The 25,693-nt window shown below is 58.9% G+C and carries 22 protein-coding genes; 11 read left to right on the top strand and 11 right to left on the bottom strand.

Annotated elements, in window-relative coordinates:
* Window positions 1–127: 127 nt before the first annotated feature.
* Genes modC through modA form a run of 3 tightly spaced genes read right to left on the bottom strand, consistent with a single transcriptional unit; the run spans window position 128 to window position 2,764 of the window.
* Window positions 128–1,279 (bottom strand): molybdenum ABC transporter ATP-binding protein, encoded by a 1,152-nt coding sequence (gene modC / locus PVT68_RS02250; RefSeq protein WP_280320961.1) that lies wholly within the window; start codon window positions 1,277–1,279, stop codon window positions 128–130.
* Window positions 1,272–1,961 (bottom strand): molybdate ABC transporter permease subunit, encoded by a 690-nt coding sequence (gene modB / locus PVT68_RS02245; RefSeq protein ID WP_280320960.1) that lies wholly within the window; start codon window positions 1,959–1,961, stop codon window positions 1,272–1,274. Before modB ends, modC begins: the two co-directional genes overlap by 8 nt.
* A 2-nt stretch (window positions 1,962–1,963) precedes the next feature.
* Window positions 1,964–2,764 carry a molybdate ABC transporter substrate-binding protein gene (modA, locus tag PVT68_RS02240; RefSeq protein ID WP_280320959.1) on the bottom strand — a complete coding sequence of 267 codons (801 nt, stop codon included), beginning with the start codon at window positions 2,762–2,764 and terminating at the stop codon, window positions 1,964–1,966.
* Window positions 2,765–2,998: 234 nt separating this feature from the next.
* Here modA and PVT68_RS02235 point away from each other — a divergent pair, with 234 nt between their 5' ends.
* Together PVT68_RS02235 and PVT68_RS02230 are read left to right on the top strand one after the other, a co-directional pair.
* Window positions 2,999–3,640 (top strand): RNA polymerase factor sigma-70, encoded by a 642-nt coding sequence (locus PVT68_RS02235; protein WP_280320957.1) that lies wholly within the window; start codon window positions 2,999–3,001, stop codon window positions 3,638–3,640.
* Between the two features lie 2 nt (window positions 3,641–3,642).
* Window positions 3,643–3,855 carry a zf-HC2 domain-containing protein gene (locus PVT68_RS02230; RefSeq protein ID WP_407666119.1) on the top strand — a complete coding sequence of 71 codons (213 nt, stop codon included), beginning with the start codon at window positions 3,643–3,645 and terminating at the stop codon, window positions 3,853–3,855.
* Window positions 3,856–3,892: 37 nt separating this feature from the next.
* Here PVT68_RS02230 and PVT68_RS02225 read toward each other — a convergent pair whose 3' ends face one another.
* Genes PVT68_RS02225 through PVT68_RS02210 form a run of 4 tightly spaced genes read right to left on the bottom strand, consistent with a single transcriptional unit; the run spans window position 3,893 to window position 9,141 of the window.
* Window positions 3,893–4,750, bottom strand: a complete 858-nt coding sequence (locus PVT68_RS02225) for a mechanosensitive ion channel family protein (protein ID WP_280320955.1) — start codon at window positions 4,748–4,750, stop codon at window positions 3,893–3,895.
* A 60-nt stretch (window positions 4,751–4,810) separates the two neighbouring features.
* Entirely contained in the window at window positions 4,811–6,025 is a 1,215-nt protein-coding gene (locus tag PVT68_RS02220) for an efflux RND transporter periplasmic adaptor subunit (RefSeq protein WP_280320954.1), read from the bottom strand.
* A 1-nt stretch (window position 6,026) separates the two neighbouring features.
* A complete protein-coding gene (locus tag PVT68_RS02215; protein ID WP_280320953.1) occupies window positions 6,027–8,402 on the bottom strand; it encodes an ABC transporter permease in 2,376 nt (791 codons plus the stop codon).
* Between the two features lie 7 nt (window positions 8,403–8,409).
* Window positions 8,410–9,141, bottom strand: a complete 732-nt coding sequence (locus PVT68_RS02210) for an ABC transporter ATP-binding protein (RefSeq protein WP_280320952.1) — start codon at window positions 9,139–9,141, stop codon at window positions 8,410–8,412.
* 167 nt (window positions 9,142–9,308) lie between these two features.
* On the opposite strand from PVT68_RS02210, the gene atpD reads away from it, so the two are divergent.
* The 8 genes from atpD to PVT68_RS02170 are packed head-to-tail and all read left to right on the top strand — an operon-like array spanning window position 9,309 to window position 15,522.
* Window positions 9,309–10,697, top strand: a complete 1,389-nt coding sequence (atpD, locus tag PVT68_RS02205; RefSeq protein WP_280320951.1) for a F0F1 ATP synthase subunit beta — start codon at window positions 9,309–9,311, stop codon at window positions 10,695–10,697.
* 14 nt (window positions 10,698–10,711) lie between these two features.
* A complete protein-coding gene (locus PVT68_RS02200; protein ID WP_280320950.1) occupies window positions 10,712–11,107 on the top strand; it encodes a F0F1 ATP synthase subunit epsilon in 396 nt (131 codons plus the stop codon).
* A gap of 19 nt (window positions 11,108–11,126) precedes the next feature.
* Window positions 11,127–11,432 carry an AtpZ/AtpI family protein gene (locus PVT68_RS02195; protein WP_280320949.1) on the top strand — a complete coding sequence of 102 codons (306 nt, stop codon included), beginning with the start codon at window positions 11,127–11,129 and terminating at the stop codon, window positions 11,430–11,432.
* 3 nt (window positions 11,433–11,435) lie between these two features.
* The gene (locus PVT68_RS02190) at window positions 11,436–12,125 is read left to right on the top strand and encodes a F0F1 ATP synthase subunit A (protein ID WP_280320948.1); all 690 of its coding nucleotides are present in this window, start codon (window positions 11,436–11,438) and stop codon (window positions 12,123–12,125) included.
* Window positions 12,118–12,393, top strand: coding sequence for an ATP synthase F0 subunit C (gene atpE, locus PVT68_RS02185; RefSeq protein ID WP_280320947.1), 276 nt, complete (start codon window positions 12,118–12,120; stop codon window positions 12,391–12,393). The genes PVT68_RS02190 and atpE overlap by 8 nt, the downstream gene beginning before the upstream one ends.
* Before the next feature lie 25 nt (window positions 12,394–12,418).
* Window positions 12,419–13,180, top strand: a complete 762-nt coding sequence (locus PVT68_RS02180; RefSeq protein WP_280320946.1) for a F0F1 ATP synthase subunit delta — start codon at window positions 12,419–12,421, stop codon at window positions 13,178–13,180.
* A 3-nt stretch (window positions 13,181–13,183) separates the two neighbouring features.
* Complete coding sequence (locus PVT68_RS02175; protein WP_280320945.1) at window positions 13,184–14,671, top strand: F0F1 ATP synthase subunit alpha; 1,488 nt, start codon at window positions 13,184–13,186, stop codon at window positions 14,669–14,671.
* Entirely contained in the window at window positions 14,668–15,522 is an 855-nt protein-coding gene (locus PVT68_RS02170; protein WP_280320944.1) for a F0F1 ATP synthase subunit gamma, read from the top strand. The genes PVT68_RS02175 and PVT68_RS02170 overlap by 4 nt, the downstream gene beginning before the upstream one ends.
* 3 nt (window positions 15,523–15,525) lie before the next feature.
* On the opposite strand, the gene PVT68_RS02165 is transcribed toward PVT68_RS02170, so the two are convergent.
* On the bottom strand, window positions 15,526–17,865 hold the full coding sequence (locus PVT68_RS02165; RefSeq protein ID WP_280320942.1) for a heavy metal translocating P-type ATPase: 2,340 nt from the start codon (window positions 17,863–17,865) through the stop codon (window positions 15,526–15,528).
* Between the two features lie 225 nt (window positions 17,866–18,090).
* Here PVT68_RS02165 and PVT68_RS02160 point away from each other — a divergent pair, with 225 nt between their 5' ends.
* Entirely contained in the window at window positions 18,091–20,799 is a 2,709-nt protein-coding gene (locus PVT68_RS02160; protein ID WP_280320940.1) for a cation-translocating P-type ATPase, read from the top strand.
* 14 nt (window positions 20,800–20,813) lie between these two features.
* Here PVT68_RS02160 and PVT68_RS02155 read toward each other — a convergent pair whose 3' ends face one another.
* From PVT68_RS02155 to ppsA, 3 genes are read right to left on the bottom strand one after another with little or no spacing between them, the layout of a single operon-like run.
* Entirely contained in the window at window positions 20,814–21,224 is a 411-nt protein-coding gene (locus PVT68_RS02155; protein ID WP_280320939.1) for a low affinity iron permease family protein, read from the bottom strand.
* A 15-nt stretch (window positions 21,225–21,239) separates the two neighbouring features.
* Window positions 21,240–23,135, bottom strand: coding sequence for a potassium transporter Kup (locus PVT68_RS02150; RefSeq protein ID WP_280320938.1), 1,896 nt, complete (start codon window positions 23,133–23,135; stop codon window positions 21,240–21,242).
* A gap of 46 nt (window positions 23,136–23,181) precedes the next feature.
* Window positions 23,182–25,614: a phosphoenolpyruvate synthase gene (gene ppsA, locus PVT68_RS02145; protein WP_280320937.1), complete on the bottom strand. Its 2,433-nt coding sequence runs from the start codon at window positions 25,612–25,614 to the stop codon at window positions 23,182–23,184.
* Between the last annotated feature and the right edge of the window lie 79 nt (window positions 25,615–25,693).

Raw genomic sequence — 25,693 nt, 5'->3', positions numbered from 1 at the left:
TGGCCGGGTAATGCGGAAGCAGCCCGGCCTTTTTTATTTTCAGCGCAGTTCCTTTACCGCGTGCCATCAAATCCTCCAATGTCATTCTGATGGAAGAACGATTAGCGCCCTTGGCCCCGGGGAATTCCTACTTGACTATCGCAACCGATTTAATCTGGGCGCAAAGTTCACAGCCCTCGGAAAGGTAGAGTTGGTGCGCTGAGCGTCGGGTAATCCGCGCGATCAGCGGCGTGGCGCCTGCTAGCCGGGCATCGCCATTTCCTGGCCGCGGTTGCAGGCGTACCAGTACCATGGCTGGATCGGTATCGCTACAGATCTCCAGTACTTTAACCGGTAGTCGGTTGAGAATACTGGAATGGTGATCTTCGCTCCGGGTCAGACTGATATCTCTTGCCAGAATCCGCAGCCTGATTGTTTCACCTGTGGCTTCACCGCTGTCACGCAACCAGAGCTCGCCACCGGAAAATCTGGCCTTTACCAGATGCCATTGGTTTTCGCGCTCAACGATCTGGGCTTCCAGCACGACACCCAGGTCATCTCCAAGCTGCACCGGGAAATCTATGCGAGAAAGCAATTCTGTCGCTGCTCCCTCGCGAGAGATTTTGCCGTTTTCCATCAGCAATAAATGGTCTGCAAGGCGGCTGATTTCTTCCACGGAATGACTCACGTAAAGCACCGGGATATCCAGGTTGCGATGCAATTGTTCCAGGTAGGGCAGGATCTCCCGTTTGCGTATCTGGTCGAGGGACGCGAGTGGTTCGTCCATCAGCAGTAATCGGGGCTTGATCAGTAGCGCACGGGCAATGGCGATACGCTGTTGCTCGCCACCGGAAAGGGCCGATGGGTACTGGTTCAGCAAGTGTCCAACGCCCATCAAATCTACAATCTTCCGGTATTCGGGTTCTGCAATTTTTTCATGGGCACGTTTACGCGCGAAGGCGAGATTCGCTTCCGCAGTCAGATGAGGGAATAGACTCGGTTGCTGGAAAACAAACCCCAGCGGACGCCGGTGTACCGGTAGCGTGTTGCGTTTATTCTCGGGGCATTGCCAGCGGTCACCATTAACGACCAAGCTGCCGTGATCGCATGGTTGCAGCCCGGCGACACAGCGCAACAGTGTGGTTTTTCCAGAGCCGGAAGTACCGAAAATTCCGGTGACGCCGCGGCCGGGGAGCGCCAGGTTGACATCGAGGCTAAAAGTCTCGCCAGTGGAATTGCGCGGTAGCTGCAGCAGAAAGCGGCCTATGATTCCGGGACTAAGTTGCAGACGACTAGACATAGCGTAAGTCCGTTGCGGATTTACGTTGCCGCAACAAATAGAGCACTAGAAGTACGCAGAACGAAAAACTAATCATCAACACTGAAAGCCAGTGGGCCTGGGTGTATTCCAAGGCCTCAACGTGGTCGTAGATCTGGACGGAAATTACACGGGTTTCACCGGGAATATTGCCACCAATCATCAATACCACACCGAATTCACCAACCGTGTGTGCAAATCCGAGGACAGCGGCAGTGACTATCCCGGGCTTGGCCAGCGGCAGTGTAACGTGCCAGAAGCTATCCCAGGGGCCTGCACGCAGCGTCGCCGCTACTTCCGATGGCCTTGGGCCCTGGGACTCGATGGCGTTCTGAATTGGTTGCACTACAAAAGGCAGGGAATAGATCAGGGAGGCAATCACCAGTCCCCAAAATGTGAAGGGCAGGGTACCGAGCCCCAGACTTTCAGTGAATTTACCCATCGGCCCGTCGGGGCCCATAAATACCAGCAAATAGAAACCCAGTACCGTCGGTGGCAACACCAGCGGTAGGGCAACGATGGCACTCACGGGTCCTCTGAATATCGAGCGGGTGCGCGCCAGCCAAAGTGCCAGGGGGGTTCCCAAAACCAGCAATAGAAGTGTGACGGTAGTTGCCAATCGCAATGTCAGCCATATCGCCCCAAGGTCGGTGTCATCAATCATCGTTATTCCGTACCGTTACCGGATTCGGGGGTGTAGCCGTAGGATTGGATAATTGCCCGTGCCTCCGCACTTTGTAGAAACTGCCAGAAGTCCGCCAACGCCGACACTTTCGCCCCTTCGCGCAAAATTACCGCGTCCTGGCGGATAGGGTTGTACAGGTTCCGGGGAAGAATCCACGCTGAGCCGCGCTTGATCGTGTCGTCGTGCTGAATCTGGGACAGTGCCACAAAACCGAGCTCGGCATTGCCGCTGGCGATAAACTGGTAAGTCTGAGAAATATTTTCACCCTGTACCCAGCGTCCACGGGTTTGCTCCAGCAAATTCAAACGCTCCAGCACCTCCACCGCGGCTACACCATAAGGCGCCAGTTTGGGATTGGCGAAAGCCAGCCGTTTGAACTGTTGGCGTTTTAGGACTTCGCCGTGGGGGTCGACAAAATCGGGTTTGGCGGACCAGAGCGCCAGTTGCCCCTCGGCATAAGTAAATCGGCTGTCGGCCCTGGCCAGTCCCAGCTCAACCAGTCTCGCTGGCTTGCTTTGATCGGCAGAAAAAAACGCCTGATAGGGCGCCCCATGGCTGATCTGGGCGAAAAACTTGCCGGAAGAGCCAAACGCCAGTTTTACCCTATGATCGCTATTGGCTTCAAACCGTGCCGCAATTTCTTTCATGGGGGCGGTGAAATTGGAGGCGACAGCCACAGTCAACTCTTCTGCGCGCGCCGTACCCAAAGAAAATACCGCAAGTGATGAAATCATGAGCAGCAGGCCGGCCCGAGCGACGTTGATTGCCTGAACAATGCCCAAGAACTTCTCCAATGCGTTACCAAAAACAATAAACTGTGCGAAATTTCCCGGCCATATAGTCGAATATATGGCGAGCTTGCGCAACCTTACTCTCTAGCGAGAGTCTTTGGGCCGGGTGAGACGAGGCAGATATCTTGCAAACGGCAAAGTGACCTTAGATCGGTGTAAGAATTGTGCGTAAAATCCGACTCAAAAAGATACATTTAGAATCCGCTGTCTTCGAGCGAACCGTTCATGAATTATGCTCCCACTTCTGCCCAGCAAGGTCCCGATAACCCCACGAGCGCATCGGAACTACTGGCTGATTCCCAGTTTCTGCAAGAGCTGCGTCGCCAGATGGTCAAATTTGCGCGCCTGCAATTACAGGATGACGATCAGGCGGAAGACGTTGTGCAGGAGGCTTTGGCCGGGGCAATGAAAAATGTTGGTTCATTCGCACGCAAATCGGCGCTGAAAACCTGGGTGTTTTCCATCCTCAAGTACAAAATCGTTGATGCCCTCCGGTATCGTCAGAGGATCATCGTGACCAGTGAACTTGCGGATGACGAGCAGCGGGAACAGCAGTTTATGGACAGCCTATTCAAGTCCAATGGCCACTGGCACAGCGCTGAAAGACCGAGTAGCTGGAACGGTCCGCAAGGGGGGGTTCAAAGTGAGCATTTCTGGCGGGTGTTCGACGCCTGTCTGAATGGCCTCCCCGAAAAACAAGCGCGGGTCTTCATGATGCGGGAATTTGTCGAGTTGGAATCAGAAGAAATATGTGAGCAGCTGGCGCTGACCACAAGCAACCTGCACGTGATTCTGTATCGTGCCCGCATGCGATTGCGGGAGTGCCTGGAAAATAACTGGTTTGATGTGCCGAGAGAGGGACCTTGAGGATGAATTGTAAACAGGCCACTCGACTGCTGTCTGAACGCCAGGAGCGCACTTTGAGCCGCAAAGAACAGATGGCTCTGAAAATCCATATCATGGTGTGCCGTGGTTGCCGCAATTTTGGGGACCAGATGACCGCGCTTCGAAGCTTCTCCAAAAGCTATTCCAAAGCGCGGGCCTCAACGGATCATAATGCCGGTGACAAAAACGAACCTTGAATGCCGTCCGATAACAAGAGGGACTGATGGGCCGGTATCAGGCCTTTGCGCTTTCCGCGAAATCCGAATTGCCATCCTTGCCATACCAGAAGCGGTAAAAGTCCTCGGTCACTTTCTGCTCGATTTCGGTTGCTTCCTCACGGGGGCAAAACAGCGTAATCGTCAGTACATTGTGTCCCAATTCACTGGTTGTGATTTTTACTTTGGGCTCTGTCCCAGCCAGGTCAACGCCCATTCGACTTTCAATTAGTTTGCAGTAGCGCTCCGCCACATCTTTGAAGGATTCACAGTACTCCAGCACGCGGCCGGTGATGTACTGCTTGATCACAAAGGGGTTCTCCCCCTTGTTTTCCCGGGTAATGGAAAATGTGTGTTCGATATAGCGGCGCATAAAGTTGAGATTTTTAACGGACTGCGAAAAGAACACACCATTTGGCACATAAAGGGTGGTACCGGTATAGCCGTTGCCGAGCCCGTGGGGATCAATTTCCAGCAGGGTCGTACTAAACCAGTTGTTGTCGATAACCTCGCCAAACTGGTCGCCGATTTTTACCCAGTCACCGATGGTAAAGGAGCGCATACTGGCCTGGTAGATGCCGCCCACAAGACACTGAACCGCATCCCGCAGAGCCACGACAATGGCTACCGAGAAGGCGGCAATAGACAGTGCAAAATCCCGGAGCTCGGACACCCAGACAGCAAACAGACCGATAACCAGTGCCAGGTTGGTGAAATTGTGCACCATGTGCACCCGTCGACGGATATCCTGCCGCGGCCAGCTGGATTTCCTCATCAGCGTGGTCAGCAAGAAGCGCAGTAAAAAAATGGTGGTGACCAAGAGCAGACTGAGGATGAGTTTGTTGTCTGCCAGCGTTGTCAGTAATTCGGTGGGCATGGAAAATCCAACGGGCTAAATCGGTAGTGCGGTATCAGATGGGGCGAGAGAAGCATAGTCTCATTGCGTCGTCCGCCGGGCAAGTTTTACGCCATCCGCAATCCGTTCACTGGGGTGCAAGACGATCGTTTCGCCAGGCGTGATTCCAGCCAGAATCTCTGCCATCCGTCCGTTATTGTGACCAATTTCAACTTCTGTCTGCACCGCATGATCCGCGACTACCCTGAATACCGCCCACGCCTTTTGATGGCGAAACAGGGCACCGGTGGGAACCTGTACCACATCGTCCGCGCGCCAGATTTCGATGGCGGCGTCCACGCGATAACCGTGGCCGAGCCGAGACCATTCTTCCCTTGGATCGATGAAGTCGACGATCACATTGACCCGTTGCTCCTCGATCCCCAGCGCAGAAATCTTGGTAAAACCGTAGGGCTCTACCAATCGCACGCGCCCGTGCAGGGTTTTGTCGCCACCCCAGGCGGTGATCGCGACCGATGCCCCGGGCTCCACCTTCACCGCATCCCGTGACAACAGATCGATGACGATTTCCAATTGACCTGGATTACCGATTTCCAGCAGCGGTGTGCCGACAGCCACCACCCGTTCGCTCTCCTGTAACAGTTGCAGCACCTGGCCACCCACCGGCGCCGTGACCTTGACCAGATTGCCGTCGTCCAGCTTGGGGGCGCCGCGCTGGGGGGCAATCAACGCCGCACGGGCATTGTCCAGGTCACTCTCGCTGACATGTTCCGCGGCGCGTGCGGTATCCAGCGCGGCCTTGGCGCTATCGAGGGCGAGTTCGGTGCGCTCCAGCTCGACTTTGGAGATATAGCCTTTTCCGGCCAGTTTCCGCGCGCGCTTGGCATCCGCCTCGGCAAACGCCAGTTTGGCCTCTGCATCGCGGCGTTCCGCCTCGGACAGTTTCAGTGCCGCCTGGGCGCTGCGGATGGCGGCTTCCGCCTGGTTGCGGCTGCGTTCGTCAAGAAATTGCGGATGGGTAGGCAGCAGTTCGGCGAGGGTGGTAGTGCCGGCCTTGACGGTGTCGCCCACGTCACTCTGAATACGCAGCAGGTAACCGGTGACCGGCGCAGAGAGCACAAACACATCGTGCACTCTGGTATAGCCTTCGTCGCTGACTGCCAGCTGCATGGGGCCACGGCTCACCTGGTCCATATCCACCGGCACGGGCTTGGGCATAAAGGCATAAACCAGAAAGACCGCGAGTCCCGCGAGCAGTATGGTTCCGACGATACGCTTGAACAGTGTCCGCCCCATATCACTCCCGCGTCTTGAGTACGGCAACAAGATCCAGTTGCTGGATGCGCCGGTGTACCAGCAGGCCCGAGGCCGCAGCGGAGAGCAGCACCACCAGCGCGGCGTAGCCGTAAGTGGAAGAGCTGATGATCAGGGGAATACGGAACAGTTCGGTATTGAACGATTGCACCAGCGTCCACGCCAACAGGTAGCCGAGCAGAGCACCGAGCGGCAGGGCGAGCAGCGTAAGCAGCGCGAGCTCCCCGAGCAGGATGTAGGAGACTTCGCCGCGGGTGAGGCCGAGCACGCGCAGGCTCGCCAGCTCACGGCCGCGTTCGGACAGGGAAATGCGCGCGCTGTTGTACACCACCCCCAGTGCAATCAGGCCCGCAAATAACGTATTGAAAAACACAAAGGTGCCGAGGCTCTCCTGCAGGGTTTCATAAAAGGCGTCCTGGGCCTGCTCCTGCAGGCTGACACCGGCCACCACCGGGGTATTTTTCAATGCCTGGTAAAACTCGTCGGTAAGATCCGGGTCCACCAGTAAATAGGTGCCGGAAATCGCAATATCGTCTTTCAATATCCGGTTCATCACGTCCAGGTCCATGTAGGCGGCGGTGCCCATATAGGTTTTTACAATGCCGCTGACCACTACATCCAGTTCCGGGCGCCGCCCGGTACGCACTTCCAGCCGCAGGAATTCGCCGGTGCGAATATCCAGCAATTCCGCCAGCTTGTCCGAGAGTACGATACCGTAACCCGGCAGTGGCACCGGGCGCAGGTCGGTGTCCACCACGCGGCTCAGTTCTGCATTGGGCTGCAGGCCGATGATCGCTTCACGGCGACTGTTGGTGCCGTTGCGCAGTACCACCGGAATCGCACGGAAGGGTTCAACATACATGGCTCCCGGTGCATGGAGAACATCCTGAACCGCACGCACATTGCGCGGCTCGACGAAGTTCACCGTCACATCCTGGCGGTCGATGACATTGAAACTGATGTCCACCATATACAGCATCGCGTCCAGGGAAAAACTCGAACCAATCAACAGTCCCATGGACATGGCGATGCCGACGCTGGTCATCGCCGCGCGCCGCGGCCAGCGGTACAGGTGCCGCAAAATCATGCGCGACGGCTGGTCAATCCAGCCGGTCATCCGCTCCAACCAGAGTGCCGAGCGGCTGTAGTCCGGCGGCGGTGGCGGCACCATCGCCACCGCCGGGTCCAGCCGCACGACTCTCCGCACCGCGCCGAAAGTGCCGACCGCCGCCACCAGCAGACTGAACCCTATGCCCACAAGATAGACGTCCGGCGGCGCGCGAAATAGCAGAAAGGGAAATTTGAAATAGTCCATGTACATGCGCGCCAACCCGTGGCCGAGCCACAGCCCGAGGGCGATGCCGATAACAATACCGAGCAGCGTCACCAGGCCGATCATTTTCAGGTAGTGCCGCGCTACCGCGCCGTTGTTGTAGCCGAACGCCTTCAACAGCCCGATCTGTTCCCGCTCCGTATCCACCAGCCGGCCGATCACCACATTGAGCAGGAATGCCGCGACCAACAGAAAAATGGGCGGCAACAGCCGGCCCATGGTTTCCAGTTGCTGGATTTCATTGGTCAGGAACTGGTCGGAGATCTGCTGGTTACGGCCGTAGGCGCCGGTGGCGCCGTAGCGTTTCAGCAACAGGTCCAGCTTTTCCAGCAGCGCATCGGTATTCTCGCCGGGAGACGCCAGCAGCACCGCCTCGTTGAACGCGCCGTCCAGGTCGAAGGCGTTGGCCAGGGCCTCCTGGTTCATCCACAGCACACCAAAGCGCTTTTTGTCCGGCACGATTTCGCCGGGGGAAATTGCGTATACATATTCCGGCGACAGCACCAGGCCGGTAATGGTGAGTTTTTTCTTGGTGCCATTGAGGATCGCGTAGAGGTGATCACCGGGTTCGAGCTGGTGGGCTTCGGCAAACGCCTCCAGCGCCAGCACCTCCTCTTCGCGCTCCGGGTCCGGGTAGCGCCCGTGGCGCAGCACGAAATCGTTGATGTGCGGGCCGGGAATCGCCGGCAGGGACTGAATCTCGCCGGTAATAGGGGCAGCGGCACCCTCCACATCGAGAATCACACCGGCGCGGATACGGGTTTCCGCGCGGCGCACGCCCGGCAGTTCGGCAATCTGTTCCAGCAGCGCTTCCGGGGCGCGCTTCACCGGTGCCCAGATATCCGCAAAACGGTAGCGCTCGTAGTAGGCGGCGCGGGTATCGGCGAGGGACGCGAGCATACCCTTGGACATCAGGTACATGCCCACACCGCAGCCAATCACCACGGCAATCGCCAGCGCCTGACCCTTGATGGCCCAGAGATCGCGCAGCAGTTTGCGGTCGAGGGGGGCGAGAAACTGGATCACGGGCGGACTACCAGCTCAGTTCCGCGGGCGCACAGGGGTGCGTGTTCTGTTCGATATTCTGAATACGCCCATCCGCCATGCTCAGAATGCGGTCGGCCATTTTTGCGATGGCCGCATTGTGGGTGATGACCATGGTGGTGGTGCCCAGTTCGCGATTGACCCGTGCTATTGCTTCGAGCACCACGATGCCGGTTTGGCTGTCCAGTGCGCCGGTGGGTTCATCGCACAGCAACACCCGCGGTTGCTTGGCAATGGCGCGCGCGATGGCGACCCGTTGCTGTTCACCGCCAGATAATTGTGCGGGGAAGTGGTCCATGCGCTTACCCAGTCCCACCAGTTCCAGCGCCTGTTCCGGCGTCATCGGGTCGCGTGCGATTTCCGTCACCAGCGCGACATTTTCCCGCGCGGTCAGGCTTGGGATCAGGTTGTAAAACTGGAACACAAAGCCCACGTACTCGCGGCGAAACTGGGTCAGGTGGCGATCGTCAAACGCGGTGAGTTCATCCCGATCAAAAAAGACCCGGCCCTCGCTGGGGGAATCGAGTCCACCGAGAATGTTGAGCAGGGTGGATTTGCCGCTGCCGGATGGTCCCAGCAGCACCACCATTTCACCGCGGGGAATTGCCAGGTCCACGCCGCGCAGCGCGTACACGGTGGATTCGCCGCTGCCGTAGGTTTTCGCCAGGCCCTCGGCGCGTATCGCGGCCAGTTCAGTGCCTGGTTGAATGTCGTTATTCATGGCGGACACCAGTTCCTTTGGCTGTCCATTTCACTTTATCGTTTCACTGCATGGAGACGGGGTAGGGCACCGCTGGCGGCAGATGAGGCGCCAATTCCACATTGCGCGCTACAGGGTCGCGGACTGCTTCTATTCTAGAAGGAAACCTATGACATGAAATAAAAACCATGCTGAACACGGATGACGGCGCCGTAGCCTGCTCGTCCATTGGCACCATTGCAGAAGTGCACGGGCCAGTGGTGGTCATCCGCTGCGAGACATTGCCGCCGCTGCGCCAGGCCCTGCGCGCGTCCATCGATCACGAAAGCTACCTGTTTGAAGTCCACCAGCATCTGGACCGGCACCACGCGCGCGCGATCACGTTGCACCGCACCGCCGGTCTGCGCCGCGGACTGCCGGTGTTTGATACCGGCGCGCCGCTGCATGTGCCGGTGACGCCGGATTGTCTGGGCCGCCTGCTGAATATTTTTGGTGAGCCGCTGGACGGCGGTGCACCGCTGGAGGCGCGGGAATTCCGCAATATCCATACGCCTCCCGCCGCGCTGTGGGATGCGGTGGGCACCGGGGATATTCTGCAGACCGGTATCAAGGTCATCGACCTGCTGTGTCCGTTTGTGCGCGGCGGCAAGACCGGCCTGTTTGGCGGTGCCGGCGTGGGCAAGACGGTGCTGGTGATGGAATTCATGCACGCGGTGGCCTCACTGCACAGCGGGGTGTCGGTGTTTGCCGGTGTCGGCGAGCGCATTCGCGAGGGCCATGAACTGTGGCACGAAATGCGCGAGGCCGGGGTCATGGAACAGACACTGATGTGCTTCGGGCAGATGGATGAATCCCCGGGGGTGCGCTTTCGTGTGGGGCTTTCCGCGCTTTCCTACGCGGAGTACCTGAGGGACTCGTTGCACAAGGAAGTGCTGTTCGTGATGGACAATATTTTCCGTTTTGTGCAGGCGGGCAGTGAGATCTCCAGCCTGCTCGGGCGAATGCCGGCCACCGTGGGCTACCAGCCAACCCTGATCAGCGAAGTCGCGGAAATGCAGGAGCGTATTCTCTCGACCCCGCAGGGCGCGGTGACTTCGGTACAGGCAGTGTATGTGCCCGCGGATGATATGACCGACCCGGCGGTGGACGCGATCCTCGGCCATCTTGATTCCTCGGTGGTGCTGTCCCGCGCGCAGGCGGGCAAGGGCATTTATCCGGCGGTGGAGCCGCTGCAATCCGCCAGCCGCCTGATGGATCGCCATACCCTGGGTGATCGACATTACACGGTGGCGGAAGGGGTGCGCGAGTATCTGGCGCGCTACCACGAACTGGAAGACATCATCGCCATGCTCGGTATCGGCGAGCTGTCCGCAGCCGACCGCCTTGTGGTCATGCGCGCGCGCAAGTTGCAGCGCTATCTCACCCAGCCGTTTATGGTCACTGCCTCCCACACCGGCATCGCCGGGGTTTCCGTGGCCCTTGAAGACACCCTGGATGACTGCGAGGCGTTCCTGCGCGGCGATTATGACGGGCTGCAGGAGGAGGATTGCTATATGCGCGGCACGATTAAGAAGTGAATCAAGAACGGCAGATGAACAGTTTCATGCTCGAGTTGCTATCGGCCACGGAACAACAGCGCTTTGATGGCGTGACCAGCTTTGTAGGCGAGGACGCCTCCGGCAGCTTTGGGATTCTCGCCGGACATACCCGCACCATTGCGCCGCTGGTATTCGGCCTCGCGCGCTTTCGCCGCGGCAGAGAAAACTGGCAGTACCTGGCGCTGCCCGGTGGACTGCTCTATTTTCTGGACAACCGCCTGCAGATTTTCACGCGCCGCTTTCTGCTTGACGCGGACTACGCGCGAATTTCCGCGTTGCTGCAGCAGCAATTGTTGGTAGAGGAGCAGCGCCTTGTGGAAACCAAGGAAAGCCTGGCGCGCATGGAGGAATCCATGCTGCGCCGGCTGTGGGAGTTGAGCCGCGAATAGGCGGGAAACAGGCACAGAGATGGCGACCGATCCAGATCAAAAACAGCGTGACCTAAAACAGCGCAATCAAAAACTGAGCGAGCGCGTGGAACGCCAGGCCAAGCGGATGAAACAGGCCGAGCGCGAACGGGAAACACTGCTGGCACAGACCATCTACATCGGCACCCTGGGACTGGTGTTCGTACTGCCGGTGGTGGGCGGCGCGTATCTCGGTCGCTGGCTGGATGGATTGGTGGAAGGCTATTCGACCCGCTGGACCCTGAGCCTGATTTTTCTCGGTGTGGTGGTGGGCGCCGTCAATGTCTATCTGTTGATACGGGAATAGGGCATGCACGGCGACACCATGTCATTTCCCGTGTTGTTGCAAGTCGGACCGCTCAAGGTAACGACCACGGTTGTGACCACCTGGGTGATCATGGCAGTGCTTGTGCTGGTGGCCTGGCTGGTAACGCGGCACCTTCTGCTGCGCCCAGGGCGCGCCCAAACCGTGGCGGAGGGGATTGTCTCCACCATCGAAGAGGCGATCCGGGCAGTAGCGCCAAACCATGTGTCGCTGTTGCTGCCGTTCATTGCCACATTGTGGATCTTCCTCGTGGTCGCCAACCTGTGTGGCCTGATTCCCGGGGTGCATTCGCCCACGCGGGATCTGTCGGCAACGGCGGCGCTGGCCATCCTGGTGTTCCTGTCGGTGCACTGGTTCGGGATTCGCGACCAGGGCCTGAAGGCCTATCTGCGTCACTACCTGGTGCCGACGCCGGTGTTGCTGCCGTTTCATATCCTGAGCGAAATCACCCGCACCCTGGCGCTGGCGGTGCGTCTGTTCGGCAACATCATGAGCCTGGAAATGGCCGCGCTGCTAATCCTGCTGGTCGCGGGTTTTCTCGCCCCGGTTCCTATACTGATGCTGCATGTAATCGAGGGGCTGGTGCAGGCCTATATTTTCGGCATGCTGGCGCTGATCTATATCGCCAGCGGGCTGCAAACCCAACAATTGAGGCAGGAAACCCGCAATGAATGAACTGTCCTGGTTTGCGACTCTTTCGACCGTCGCCGCGATGATCGGCATGGGTATTGGCGTACTGGGACCCGCGATCGCCATGGGGCGCGCCATCAGCAGTGCACTGGAGGCTATTGCGCGGCAACCTGAGGCGGAGAAGTCGATTCTGCGCACGCTATTTATCGGCCTCGCCATGATCGAGTCGCTGGCGATCTATGTACTGGTCATCGCGCTGATCGTGCTGTTCCGCAACCCGTTGCTGGAATACCTGCTCAACACCAAATCCTGACCCAAATCCTGAACGGGGTACAACCGTGGAGCTGAGCTGGTCGACCTTCCTGCTGGAAATTTTCAACTTTCTAGTCCTGGTGTGGATTCTCAAGCGCTTTCTCTATCGCCCAATCCAGTCGGTGATAGCGCGCCGCCAGCAGGATATCGATGCGCGCCTGGCGCAGGCCAGTGAGAAGGAAGCACAGGCGCAGCAGTTGCAAAACGACTATGAAGGCCGGCTGGCCCAGTGGCGCGACGAGCGCGAACAGTCCCGGGAAGCGCTGGAGAAGGAATTGCGCAGTGAAAGAACGCGGCGGGAAAAATTACTGGCGGACGACCTGGAACAGCAGCGGGCGAAGTCCACGGCGGTGGACCAGCGGCGGCAGGGAGAACAGCGCCGGCAGCTGGAGTTGCAGGCGATGGAGCAGGGCAGCCGTTTCGCCGCGAAATTGCTCGAGCAGGGTGCCGGACCCGAGACAGAAACCCGCCTGGTAAAACTCTTTCTCGCAAGTCTCGCGGACATGCCGGAAGCGCAGCGGCTGCAGCTATGTGCGCAGTTGCGCGATACGAAAAAAGAAAACCCGCTACAGGTGGCGAGCGCGCATTCGCTGGATGCCGAAATGCGCAAAGAAATAGAGCTGGCAATCACGGCTTGTCTGGGGCCGACTGTCGCCTGTCGGTTTGTGGAACAGCCAGCGCTGATCGCCGGCATACAGGTTTCCATGGGGGCCTGGGCAATGGGGCTCAATGTCCGTGACGAGCTGCAGGGCTTTGCACGTCTCGCGCCTGATGCCGTTGAGGGGTGACCGATGAACGGCAGCCTCATCCAGCAGCGCAGCGATTGGCTCGACAAATACCAGCCCAAGCTGCGGATCGCCGAGCAGGGCTGGGTGGTGTCCGTTGGCGACGGCATTGTGTGGGTGGCCGGGTTGCCTGCGGTGGCCATCGACGATGTGCTTGAGTTCAGCGATGGCAGCCGCGCGCAGGTGTTCGATCTCAATGTAAACCTGGTGGGCGGCGTGCTGTTGCAGGCAACCGACGGATTGACGGCGGGTACCCGCGCAACGCGCCGCACCCAGCCCCTCGGCATTGCGGTGGGCGATGAACTACTCGGGCGCGTGCTCGACCCGATCGGCGGACCGCTGGATGGCGGCGCGGTGCCGGAATGCGCCAGCTGGCGCCCGCTGGAAGGGCGCGCGCCGGCCATCGCCGAGCGGGATTTTGTGCAGCAGCCCCTGTACACCGGCAGCAAGGTGCTGGACACCATGATTCCGGTGGGCTGTGGTCAGCGGCAACTGTTGATCGGCGATGAGGGTTTGGGACGCAGTGCGCTGGCGCTGGATGCGGTCACCAATCAACAGGGTAAGAATATCCGCTGCGTGTATGTGTTGATTGGTCAGAAGCGCTCAACGGTCATCGGTACCATCGAGCTGCTGCGCAACAGCGGCGCGCTGGAGTACACCACGGTGATTGTGGCAGAGGCCAGCGCACTGCCGGGGATGCTTCATCTGGCGCCGTTTGCCGGCTGTACCGTGGCGGAATACTGGATGCGCCAGGGCTGGCACACCCTGGTGGTTTACGACGACCTGTCCACCCACGCCAAGACCTACCGCGAGTTGTCGTTGTTATTGCGGCGGCCACCGGGACGCGAGGCGTATCCCGGTGATATCTTTTCCGTACACGCGCGCTTGCTCGAGCGCGCCACCTGCCTTAACGCCGCCAATGGGGGCGGTAGCATGAGCGCGCTGCCAATTGTGGAAACCAAACTCGGTGAAATCGCGGCCTATATCCCCACCAATCTGATCTCCATTACTGACGGCCAGGTGTATCTGGATCGTGATCTGTTCAGCGGCGGTTTCCGGCCCGCCATCGATATCGGCAAATCGGTGTCACGTATCGGCGGCCGTGCGCAGCATCCGGCGGTAAAGCAGGAGGCCGGACGCATGAAGCTGGATTACCTGCAGTTTCTCGAGCTGGAAATGTTCACCCGCTTCGGCGCCAGGCTGGAGGCGGGCATGGAAAAGGTGATCCGTCGCGGCCGGGTACTGCGGGAAATTTTCAAGCAGGATCGCCTGTCGCCATTGCCTATCGAGTTTCAACTGGCGTGGATGGTCGCGTTCAACGACGGACTTCTGGACGATTGCGAGCCCCGCGCTCTTCCGGACATGCTGTCGATACTGGAAAAGCGGGTGGCTGCCTCCGGCCTCACCCTCGACGACGGGCGAGACCGGTGGGCCGAGCTGGCGCGCGACTGGGCTGGTGAGCACAAATCTGACAAACAGGGCGAACCGCTGTGAGTCGTCGCCACGAGCTCCTGCATCACCAGAACCAGCTTTCGGAGGCGAGACAGATTATCGGTGCCATGCAGTCGCTGGCGTTTATCGAAGTCCGCCGCTTGCGCCGTGTGCTCGAGATACAGCAGGGCGTCGTCGCTGGCCTCTACCGAGCCGCGCGGGATCTGCTTGGTTTTCACAGTGAACTGCTGCCAGAGGCGCCGCCTGGAAGCCCGCTCTTTCTGGTGCTGGGGTCCGAGCGCGGATTCTGCGGTGACTTCAATGAACCGCTGTTGCAAACTCTGCAACAGTGCCTGGCGGAAACCGGCAATAAAAATACAGGCTTTGTGGCCTGTGGCCGCAAACTGAGTGGACACCTGGAAACACACCCGCAATTGAAAGCGACATTCGAGGGTGCCACAGTGCTGGATGAGGTGGACGGCACCCTGATCCGTTTGGCCAATGGCTTGGCTGGATTTCTGAAAGGCGATGCCCCGCTGATCGTGATCTATCATGGCGGCACAGACGACGGGATCATTGCGCGCCCGTTGCTGCCGCCGTTTGCAGAACTGCGAGATCAGCCCAGGGAATTTGCCTTTCCACCTCAGTTGAATGTCACTCCCACGCAGCTGATGCAGGAACTCGCCGACCAGTACCTGTTTGCCGCGCTGCACGAAATACTCTATGTCTCGCTGATGGCGGAAAATCACCGCCGGATGCAACATCTTGAGGGCGCGGTGCGCCATCTGGACAAGCGCCTCAACAGTCTGAAAACCCGCGAAAACCAGCTGCGACAGGAGGAAATCATCGAGGAAATCGAGGTGATTCTTCTCAACGCCGAAAATGTCTCGTCGTCGGACTCCAACACTGACTAAGTGTCACGGCTGGGAATCGCTCAGGGTAAAGTAGAGCTCTTCTTCCTGCGCAAAATGCAGCCGTACTATGGCGATAAGGCTGAACAGCAGCCGCCGTAATTCCTGTAGTTGTAACTCGTCGGGAGATGCGCCGGCGAGATCGTCCGCGAGTTGTTGGTACCCGCGCGCGAGGCGAAAAATTTCGCGATGGGTATGACTCATTGCGCCCATCGGATCGAATCCCCGCACCATGGCGGCCAGCGCCGGGTAGAGTTGTTCCTCGTCTTCGCGCTCGTGAGGCAGCAGTTGCTCCCGTATCACTGTGGATACCGCGTCGATTTCATCGGAAGTGGACGGGTGCAGCCCGCCATTCAACCGGTTGCAGGCCTGCTCCAGGCGGTCCAGCACCGGCTGTAATTCACTGTGTTGCAGCCGCAACCGATCGGCCAGTTCAATGGGCATGGCAGCTTCCGAGCGCTGTTCCACTGGCAGACGCAGTGCCCGCAATGCGTTGAAAATGACCGCTACATCGATACCTTCCTGCACCAGGGCGCCGATAACCGGAGGCAGGTATCCGAGCGCGGCAATCAGCATGGCGAGCGCGGACAGTCCCATACCGGCGATCACACTCTGCAATGCGATTTGCCGACCGCGCCGCGAGATATGCAACCCTTCCGGCAAACGGTCGAGCCGATCCACCAGTAAAACCACGTCCGCAGCTTCGGCGGAGGCTCCGGCGCCGCGTGCACCCATGGCGATGCCCACATCGGCGGCCGCCAGCGCTGGCGCATCGTTGATACCGTCACCCACCATCGCGGTGGTGCCGCGCTGGCACTCGGCTTTTACTGCGGCCACCTTGTCCGCCGGTGAGCGCTCGGCGAGTACCGCATCGAATCCCAGCGCCAGCGCCACCGTTTCCGCCACATCCTGGCGATCGCCACTCAGCATGACGGTGCGCTCGACACCAGCGCGGTGCAGTTCCCGCAGCGCGCGGGGTGTATCCAGGCGGATCTGGTCGGCCAGCAACAGCACGCCCGCCATCTGACCGTCAACGGCAACAAAGGCGCCGGACAGACCTCGTAATGCCATGTAGCGCAGACGGGCCGCGGACCAGTTGTCAGCGGAAGCACCATTCAACGCCAGCGCAAGACTGCCGACGGCGACGGTTTTGCCGTCCACTTCGCCACGCAAACCTTCGCCCGGCGTTTCCTGCGCATTTTCCGGGATGGATAGTGCCAGATTGCGCTGCCGCGCCTCGGCCACCAGCGACTGCGCCGTATTGTGCTGGGAAACCTGATCCAGGGATGCCGCTAGCCTGAACACTTCATCGGCACCGAAACCCGGGGGCGTCTCGATTCCCACCAGTTGCTGACGTCCGGTGGTCAGGGTCCCGGTTTTGTCGAACACCAGGTTTTTGGCATCCGCCAGCTGTTCAAGTGCGGCGCCGTTTTTGATCAGGATTCCGCGCTTGGCCGCGAGGGAAATGGTGGCGATGATTGCCACCGGCGCGGCCAGAATCAGCGGGCAGGGGGTGGCGACAACGAGTACCGCCAGCGCGCGCAACGGGTCGCCGGAAATTGCCCAGGCCAGTCCGGCTACAAGCAGCGCCAGGGGAATAAACCACAGCGCGTAGCGATCCGCGAGTCGGGTGAACGGGGCCTTGGCCGCCTGGGCTTCACTTACCATACGCACGATACCGGCGTAGGTACTTTGTTCCGCGGTTTTCAATGTCTGCAGATCCAGCGGGCCACCGGCGTTGATCACACCACTCATGATCTGGTCGCCGCGCACGCGCCGTCGCGGCAGGGATTCACCGGTTACCGCGGACTCGTCCAGCTCCGCGGTCGCGGACAGCAGTAACCCATCCACTGGCACGGCCTCGCCGGATTTGACGATCAGTTGATCGCCGATCTGCACCTGCTCCGCCGGGATTTCTTCGATGGCTGTACCCACGCGACGATGCGCGGAGCGCGGGCTGCGCTCGAGCAACGCCGACAATGCCTGGCGCGCGCGTCCGCTGGAGTACTCTTCCAGCGCGCGACCGCTGGCGAACATAAACGCGATCACCGCGCCAGCCAGGTATTGCCCGAGAATGAGCGCGCCGACCATGGTCAACAGCGCCAGTACGTCCACCCCGGCCTTGCGATGGGCAAGGGCGCGCAGGCTTTCCACACTGGCAACCACAAGCATAAGCACCACCGCGGCAACCCACGGCAACACAGGGGATTTGTGCAGCAGCTGCGCCACGCCACCGGCGGCCAAAAGCACGGCGATAATGACGGCGAGGGATTTGTGCAGATGGCGCGTGAAGAACGAGGAAAAGTACGTTGAATTGCGTTCTGTCGGCTTATTTGCCGATGGCATTGGAGATGGCACTGGAGTTTCTCAGCAGATAGTCGACGGCGCTCTTGAGACTCTGTAATTTCGTGTCGTCCTGTCAAGGATATCCAGTTGGAATTTCCGCTCGATGTTGATGGAAAGCCCCCCGCAAGTAGGGGTTCCTGGCCAAACGCCGAAAACGAAGGACAGAGGGGGCTTTAAACTAAGGTTCCAATAACAGCAATCGCGAAAGTTATTTGTCGAATAATCATGCAAGCCGACGTCGACGAAACAGACAGTAACACCACATGTCCGTGGCATTACCTGCCTGCGCAGGATGTCGCCGAGCGATTGAAAACCGAAGCCACGGGATTGTCGGCTGCAGAGGCAAGCCAACGCCTAACCAGTTATGGCACCAACACACTGCCGCTGCCACGACTGCCGAGCTTTTCGCGGCTGTTTCTGCGCCAGTTCATCAGTCCACTGATTTATGTATTACTGGCGGCGATGCTGGTTTCGCTGATTGCCGGCAAGCTTGCCGATGCCTCGTTCATTGGTCTTATTCTGTTGATCAATGCGTTGATCGGGGCGCTGCAGGAATTCCATGCCCACCGCAGTGCACAGGCGCTGCGCAAATTGATGGTGAGCCGCGCGCGGGTAGTGCGGGATGGCGAAACCAGCGAGATCCCCGCCGAAGATCTGGTGCCTGGCGACCTGGTGCTACTCAGTTCGGGAGACCGGGTACCCGCGGACCTGAGGCTCCTGGATGCAATCGGGCTTGAAGTCGACGAATCGGTGCTTACCGGTGAGTCCCTGCCGGTGTTCAAGCGCAGCGATATTCTGTGCGGTCCACAAACGCCGATCGCAGAACGTGTGAATGCATGTTTTGCCGGAACCCTGGTGGCGGCTGGGCGGGGTAGCGCGTTGGTTACGGCAACGGGTATGGCCACGGAAATGGGCAAGCTGAGCCGGACGATGGAAACCGCAAAGACGGTTCAACCGCCGCTGTTTCAGCGCATTGAGCGCTTCAGCAAGAAGCTCACCCTGGCGTTACTGGTAGCCGTCGCGCTGCTGGCGGCCATCGAATTGGCCCGCAACACCGATCCACTGGTGATCTTTATGACGGCGGTGGCTCTCGCGGTATCCGCGATTCCCGAAGGGCTGCCGATGGCACTGACACTGGTGCTGTCTGTTGGTACCCGCCGCATGGTCAAGCGTCACGTGATCGTGCGCAGGTTAGTAGCGGTCGAGAGCCTCGGTTCCTGTACGGTCATCGCCACCGACAAAACCGGGACATTGACGGAAAACCGGCTTACAGCGCGGGAAATCCGTTTTTTGGATGGCAGCGGTGTAACCGTCGACGGCGGCCGTCTGCCAACAGAGGAATCCCCTCCGCAGCACGAAAATTCGCGCGTCGCGCGCGTCGCGCGGGCGGCCGCATTGTGTAACGAGGCGGAATTACATCCGCTGGAAAACGGCGACTGGCACAGCAGCGGCGACGCGGTGGATCAGGCACTGCTGGGGATGGCGCACAAGGTCGGGGTCGACCCGCGGCGGCTGCTGGATTCCTGGCCCCTGCTGGATCAGGTGCACTATGAACCCGCGTTGGGATTTGCCGCCACGCTGCACGAAAACAGCGCGGGCGCCCCCAAACTGGTTTGCGTAAAAGGCGCGCTGGAAAAGCTCCTGCCCATGTGTGACACCATGACAAGCGCGACCGGCAATACGCCGCTGGATTCTGCGCTCGCTCATATCACGTTGGAGCGTCTTGCCGAACGGGGTGCCCGGGTACTGGCATTTGCCGATGGCGACTGGACGGATAATTGTGAATTTACCGGCAACAACCTTCGAGGCCTCAACTTGCTGGGACTGGTGGGGATGTTTGATCCATTGCGACCAGAAGCGGCTGGCGCTGTAGCTGAGTGTCGGGCAGCGGGCATTCATGTCTGCATGCTTACCGGGGACCATCCGCGCACTGCGATGAGTATCGCCAGGGAGCTGAAACTGTCGGACGAGGGCGACAGTCCGGTAACCGGTGGCGATTTGGTCCAGGCGCAAGCAGAAGGCCCGCATTCGCTGGATGCATTGACGGCTGATACCCGCGTTTACGCGCGGGTATCGCCGGAACAGAAGCTGATCATCGTGCAGTCACTGCAACGACAGGGACAATTTGTGGCGGTGACCGGCGACGGTGTGAATGACGCCCCGGCGCTTAACAGCGCCCACGTCGGTGTGGCAATGGGGGAGCAGGGCACCGAGGTGGCCAAACAATCTGCGGACCTGCTGCTGACTGACGACAACTTCGCTTCAGTGGTGGCCGGTGTTGAGGAAGGGCGGATTGCCTACCAGAATATCCGCAAGGTCGTTTTCTTCCTTATCTCTACCGGCGCGGCGGAAGTGGTGCTATTTGTGCTGACCACCAGTTTGGGGCTGCCGCTACCCCTGACCCCGGTTCAGTTACTGTGGCTGAATCTGGTGACCAACAGCGTACAGAGTATCGGGCTGGCGCTAGAACCGGGCGAAGGCGACGAGATGCGCAAACCCCCACGCCCTCCCGGGGAGTCGCTGTTTAATCCAGTGATGGTTCGTCGGGTATTGGTCTCGGGGCTGGTGATGGGAGGACTGGCTTTTGCCTGCTTTTACACGTTGTTGGCCCGGGGCTGGGACCTGGATGCCGCGCGTAACATTGTGTTGTTGTTGATGGTGCTGTTCGAAAATGTCCAGGTACTGAACAGCCGATCCGAAAGCCGTTCCATTTTTCACCAGCCAATCTTTTCCAACCCGGTTTTACTGTTGGGCACTCTGGCTGCCCAGGCATTGCATATCCTCTGCCTGTATTCGCCGCTGATGCAGGAGGTGCTCAGTGTCTCCCCGGTGAGTGCAACACAGTGGACAGCACTGCTGAGTATCGCGCTGTTGCAGCTGCTGGCGATGGAGCTGTTACTCCGTATCGGCAAGTCCGACCGGGGTACAGGTTGAGCTGATCGCCCGAATCAGGCCTCGGGGGTCCCCGTGTCCTGGACACCGTGAGCTAACTCTTCCCGTGCAACGGCAGCCAGATGCTCGTACCGCCGCAGGAAATCCTGAAGGCTGTCTTCATCCAGCTCTTCGAGGTCCAGCAGGGCATTGTGAGCGCCTTTGGTCGCACGAATGAGTTCGTCCAGCTTGAGCTGGATGGCTTCGGTATCCCGGTTCTGGGTGTTCTGGATCAGGAACACCATCATGAAGGTGACCGTGGTCGTGATGGTGTTGATGATCAACTGCCAGGTATTACTGAAACCGAAAACTGGGCCAGCCAATGCCCACAACACGATAATGCTGAAAGCACCGGCAAAGACTTTTGGCTTGCCACAAATATGTGCGGCTGTTTTTGCAAGTCGTGAGTACCAGGTCGTTGAATGCATACCGATATCCTTTCGTCAGATTTCGATTTGTGTGCCCAGCTCGATTACGCGATTGGCGGGAATCCCGAAATACTCCACCGCGCTGCTGGCATTGCGCGCCATCACTGCAAATATTCGCTCGCGCCAGTAGGCCATACTGCTTGGCAGGCTTTTCAGTGGGGCGATGGTTTCACGGCTGAGGAAAAATGAAACCTGGTCCGGGTCGACATGAAGCCCGTGCTCTACACCCAACCCTAGCAGTGCCTGTGATATGTCCGGGCTCTGCATAAATCCGTAATACAACCTGATACGGATGCAGCCATTGCCGAAATCCTGCAATTGATAGCGTTGATCGTGGGATACCCGGGGTCGATCGATGACTTTCACATTAAGAAATAGCACGCGTTCGTGCAGCACCTTGTTGTGCTTTAGGTTATGCAGCAGTGCGTGAGGTACCGATTCCGGTTTGGATGTCATGAACACTGCGGTTCCCGGTACCCGCAATGGAGGTTCACGAAATAGTAGATTCAGGAAATCCTTGAGCTTTGACTCGTCACACTGCAGTCGTTTGATGAGTAGCTTCCTGCCGTCGCGCCAGGTGATCATCAACACCATCGTCGCAGCGGCAATGACGAGAGGAAACCAGCCTCCGTGCCAGATTTTCATCAGGCTCGATGAAAAGAAGGCGAGATCTATGCTGCTGAAAAATACGGTGCCTGCCACACACAATACTAACGGGTAGCGCCAGCGCAAGCGGTACACAAACGAAGCGATAAACGTGTCCATCAACATGGCCCCGCTCACGGCGACCCCATAGGCCGCCGCCAGATTGGACGATGAACCGAAACCGATGACCGCGGCCAGAACCAGGACCAGTAGCAGCCAGTTGATCCCCGGCATATAGATCTGCCCGGCCTGTACTGGTGAGGTATGTCGCACGGCCATACGGGGCAGATAGCCAAGCTGTATTGCTTGTTTTGCCAGGGAAAAGACACCGGAAATACACGCCTGGGAAGCGATCACCGTCGCTGCGGTGGCCAGAGCCACCATCGGATACAGCGCCCAGCCTGGAAACATACGGTAAAACGGATTGTCCACGGCGCCTGGCTCTGTCATCAGAAGCGCCCCTTGCCCCAGGTAATTCAATGTGAGAGCGGGGAATACCAGCCCGCCCCAGGCAAGCCTGATTGGTCCGCGACCAAAGTGACCCATATCGGCATACAGCGCCTCCGCGCCGGTAAATACCAAAAGTACGGCACCGAGTATGGCGAAGGAGCCGACGCCGTGATTGGTGATAAAAACCAGCGCGTGAGCTGGGTTGAGAGCCTGGAGTATGACCGGGTTGCCAACCATGGCGTGAACACCCGACAGCATGAGTACCACAAACCACAGCCCGGTAATGGGGCCGAACAGTGCGCCGACCATGGCGGTACCAAAACGCTGTAGAAAAAAGAGCACCAGTAAAACGCAGATGGTCAGCGGTAGCACGAAAGGATGCAGGAACTCTACACCGACCTCCAGTCCCTCCATCGCCGATAGCACAGAGATCGCTGGGGTAATCACTGCATCGCCGAAAAATAGCGCCACGCCACACAACCCGGCAGAGGCAATCAGCCAGCGCGTGCGGTGGCTGTGGCCCCGGGTCGCCGCCAGTGCCAGGGCCGTCAATGCCATGATGCCACCTTCACCATCATTGTCGGCGCGCATGATCAGCAGCACGTACTTGATGGTGACAAGGATCATCAGCGCCCAGAATATCGCGGAGATGCCGCCCAGGATGTTGGCCTGTGTCAGGGGCAGGCCGTGTTCAGTGTGAAAGATGAGTTTGACCGCATAGAGCGGACTGGTTCCGATATCACCGAAAACAATTCCGAGCGCAGCCAGGGTTAGGGCTGCGCGACTTCCGCCATTTTCCCGCTTCGATTCATTCATGCGGTGCTTCTGTCAGATGGACAGCCTTGGAAATCCCACGGGTAATCTAGGAGAACTCATCACCGCCCGCGGCAAGTTTGTGTTCCAGTGCCACCACCTTCTCAATGGTGTGGAGGAGGGCGTCTGGACTGAGACTGATGGAGGTAATACCCAGGCTGACGAGATACTCCGCGACTTCCGGATAGTTGGATGGCGCTTCACCGCAGATCCCTGCGGGAATACCGTTGCGCTGTGCGCCCTCGATGGCCAGTCGCAGCATTTCCATCACCCCGGGATCCCGTTCATCGAAGTCGAAAGCGACAATATCGGAGTCTCGATCCACGCCCAGTACCAACTGGGTGAGGTCGTTGGAACCAATGGAAATGCCATCGAACAATTGACTGAAGGCATCGATCTGCACCACGTTGTTGGGAATTTCGCACATCACATAGACCTCAAGGCCCGCCTCGCCTGGTGTCAGCCCGTGCTCAGCCATAACCTGCAGTACCCTTTCGCCCTCGGGGATTCGGCGGCAGAACGGAATCATCACCTTGATATTTTCAAGCCCCATTTCTTCCCTTGCTCGTTTCAATGCCGCACATTCCAGCGCGAATCCCTGTGCGTAGGCCGGATGGCCATAACGCGCAGCGCCGCGGAAGCCGAGCATGGGGTTTTCCTCGTGGGGCTCGAAACTGCTGCCGCCTACAAGACGCGCATATTCGTTGCTCTTGAAGTCTGAGGTACGCACGATCACCGGTCTCGGATAAAACGCAGCGGCGATCGTGCCAATCCCCTCGGAAAGCTTCTGGATAAAATACTTACTTCCACTTTCGTAAAGCGCTGTCAGCCGATTCAATGCGATGCGGTCCTGTTCATCTGTCACCTTGTCTGGACACGCCAGTGCCATCGGATGGGCCTTAATATGTTCGCTGACGATAAACTCCATCCGCGCGAGGCCCACACCCTCGCAGGGCAGGGCGCTCAGACGAAATGCCTGTTCGGGGCTACCGAGGTTGATCATCATCTTGGTTTTGGACGGGGGTACCTCATCCAGTGCGGTGGTGGTGATATCGAAGGGCAGCTCACCACGGTAAATCTTCCCCATATCCCCCTCGGCACAGGACAGGGTAACCACCTCACCGTCCTGGAGCGGGTGGTCGCTGCCAATGCCTACCACGGCGGGAATGCCAAATTCCCGCGCCACGATGGCGGCGTGACAGGTACGGCCGCCGCGCTCGGTTACCACCGCAGCAGCCCTGCGCATCGCGGGGCCCCAGTCGGGACTGGTACTCTGTGCGAACAGGATCTCGCCGTCGTTGAATACTGAAAGTTGCGTCGCATCACTGACCCGGCGCAATTTGCCGCTGGCAATCCCGGTGCCGATGGCTCGGCCGGTGGAGAGCAAGGCAGATTTTTCCGGCTTCTGGCTAAAGCGATAGCGTTTTAACAGATTGCGTGATTTTTGCGAGGCTACGGTTTCCGGGCGCGCCTGCAGCAGATACAGCTGGCCATCGTCGCCGTCTTTGGCCCATTCCAGATCCATGGGGCAGGGCGAACCGCGCTGTGCGCTGTAGTGCTTTTCAGTTGCGATGGCGTAGTCCGTCAGGGTTAATACGTCGGCGTCGCTCAGGCTGTAGTGGGCCCGGCGTGTATCCGGGGTGTCGATATTGTGCAGTTCCTGGCTGTTGAGGTCCTCGTCGCATACCAGCGTCTGCTGCTTTGCGCCGAGTTGCCGACGTAGCACGCAACGATGGCCGAGCTCGTAAGTGGGTTTGTGCACATAGAATTCGTCCGGGTCGACAAGGCCCTGGACGATATTCTCCCCGAGGCCATAGGCCGAGGTGATGAACACCACATCACGAAATCCGCTGTCAGTATCCAGGGTGAACATCACGCCACTGGAACCGTGGTCCGCACGTACCATTTTCATCACTGCGATGGCGAGGAACACCTTGAAATGATCAAAACCGTTGCGCTCCCGGTAGCTGATGGCGCGCGCCGTAAACAGGGAAGCAAAGCAGCGCCGGCAAGCCTCTAACAGGCCTGCCAGGTCACCGATATTCAGAAAACTTTCATGCTGTCCGGCAAAACTCGCTTCCGGCAGGTCCTCCGCGGTGGCGGAACTGCGCACGGCGAGCCGTAACTGCGGCCCGTATTGTTCACACAGTTCCACATAGGCCGTGGCTATTTCTCGCGCCAGCTCATCCGGCAGTCCAGCCTGGTATACGATGACCCGGGCTTGTGCGGCGATTTCGGCCTGCTGATTACTGTCGGCGGTAGCCAGCCCTCCGAGCAGCCGTTTCAACGGCTCCCAGGCGGATGCCTGATCCAGCATGTCCCGGTAGGCTTCTGCGGTAACGCAAAAGCCGTTGGGTACGTGAATCCCTTTTGGGGTCAGGGTTCGATACATTTCACCCAGGGAGGCGGCCTTTCCTCCCACTTCTGCTATATCGGTCAGCCCAATCTCCGCAAACCAGCGGATATAACAAAAATCAGTCATGTTGAGAGTAATGCCCAAGATTGGCTCGTTATTCAACGCGAATTGCGCTGAATTTCGTATAAATCAAAATAGCCGAGCT

It is taken from the genome of Microbulbifer bruguierae (assembly GCF_029869925.1).
Taxonomy (GTDB): domain Bacteria; phylum Pseudomonadota; class Gammaproteobacteria; order Pseudomonadales; family Cellvibrionaceae; genus Microbulbifer; species Microbulbifer bruguierae.
This window is presented reverse-complemented; position numbering and strand designations above follow the sequence as displayed.

What these genes read in the sequence shown, in the direction of transcription:
- modB (WP_280320960.1), bottom strand. Translation starts at nt 1,961, where the DNA reads ATGATTGATGACACCGACCTTGGGGCGATATGGCTGACATTGCGATTG.
- PVT68_RS02210 (WP_280320952.1), bottom strand. Translation starts at nt 9,141, where the DNA reads ATGAATAACGACATTCAACCAGGCACTGAACTGGCCGCGATACGCGCC.
- PVT68_RS02190 (WP_280320948.1), top strand. Translation starts at nt 11,436, where the DNA reads ATGCACGGCGACACCATGTCATTTCCCGTGTTGTTGCAAGTCGGACCG.
- PVT68_RS02225 (WP_280320955.1), bottom strand. Translation starts at nt 4,750, where the DNA reads ATGCCCACCGAATTACTGACAACGCTGGCAGACAACAAACTCATCCTC.
- modC (WP_280320961.1), bottom strand. Translation starts at nt 1,279, where the DNA reads ATGTCTAGTCGTCTGCAACTTAGTCCCGGAATCATAGGCCGCTTTCTG.
- ppsA (WP_280320937.1), bottom strand. Translation starts at nt 25,614, where the DNA reads ATGACTGATTTTTGTTATATCCGCTGGTTTGCGGAGATTGGGCTGACC.
- PVT68_RS02155 (WP_280320939.1), bottom strand. Translation starts at nt 21,224, where the DNA reads ATGCATTCAACGACCTGGTACTCACGACTTGCAAAAACAGCCGCACAT.
- PVT68_RS02200 (WP_280320950.1), top strand. Translation starts at nt 10,712, where the DNA reads ATGAACAGTTTCATGCTCGAGTTGCTATCGGCCACGGAACAACAGCGC.
- PVT68_RS02175 (WP_280320945.1), top strand. Translation starts at nt 13,184, where the DNA reads ATGAACGGCAGCCTCATCCAGCAGCGCAGCGATTGGCTCGACAAATAC.
- PVT68_RS02230 (WP_407666119.1), top strand. Translation starts at nt 3,643, where the DNA reads ATGAATTGTAAACAGGCCACTCGACTGCTGTCTGAACGCCAGGAGCGC.
- PVT68_RS02195 (WP_280320949.1), top strand. Translation starts at nt 11,127, where the DNA reads ATGGCGACCGATCCAGATCAAAAACAGCGTGACCTAAAACAGCGCAAT.
- PVT68_RS02235 (WP_280320957.1), top strand. Translation starts at nt 2,999, where the DNA reads ATGAATTATGCTCCCACTTCTGCCCAGCAAGGTCCCGATAACCCCACG.
- PVT68_RS02165 (WP_280320942.1), bottom strand. Translation starts at nt 17,865, where the DNA reads ATGCCATCGGCAAATAAGCCGACAGAACGCAATTCAACGTACTTTTCC.
- atpE (WP_280320947.1), top strand. Translation starts at nt 12,118, where the DNA reads ATGAATGAACTGTCCTGGTTTGCGACTCTTTCGACCGTCGCCGCGATG.
- PVT68_RS02160 (WP_280320940.1), top strand. Translation starts at nt 18,091, where the DNA reads ATGCAAGCCGACGTCGACGAAACAGACAGTAACACCACATGTCCGTGG.
- PVT68_RS02150 (WP_280320938.1), bottom strand. Translation starts at nt 23,135, where the DNA reads ATGAATGAATCGAAGCGGGAAAATGGCGGAAGTCGCGCAGCCCTAACC.
- PVT68_RS02220 (WP_280320954.1), bottom strand. Translation starts at nt 6,025, where the DNA reads ATGGGGCGGACACTGTTCAAGCGTATCGTCGGAACCATACTGCTCGCG.
- atpD (WP_280320951.1), top strand. Translation starts at nt 9,309, where the DNA reads ATGCTGAACACGGATGACGGCGCCGTAGCCTGCTCGTCCATTGGCACC.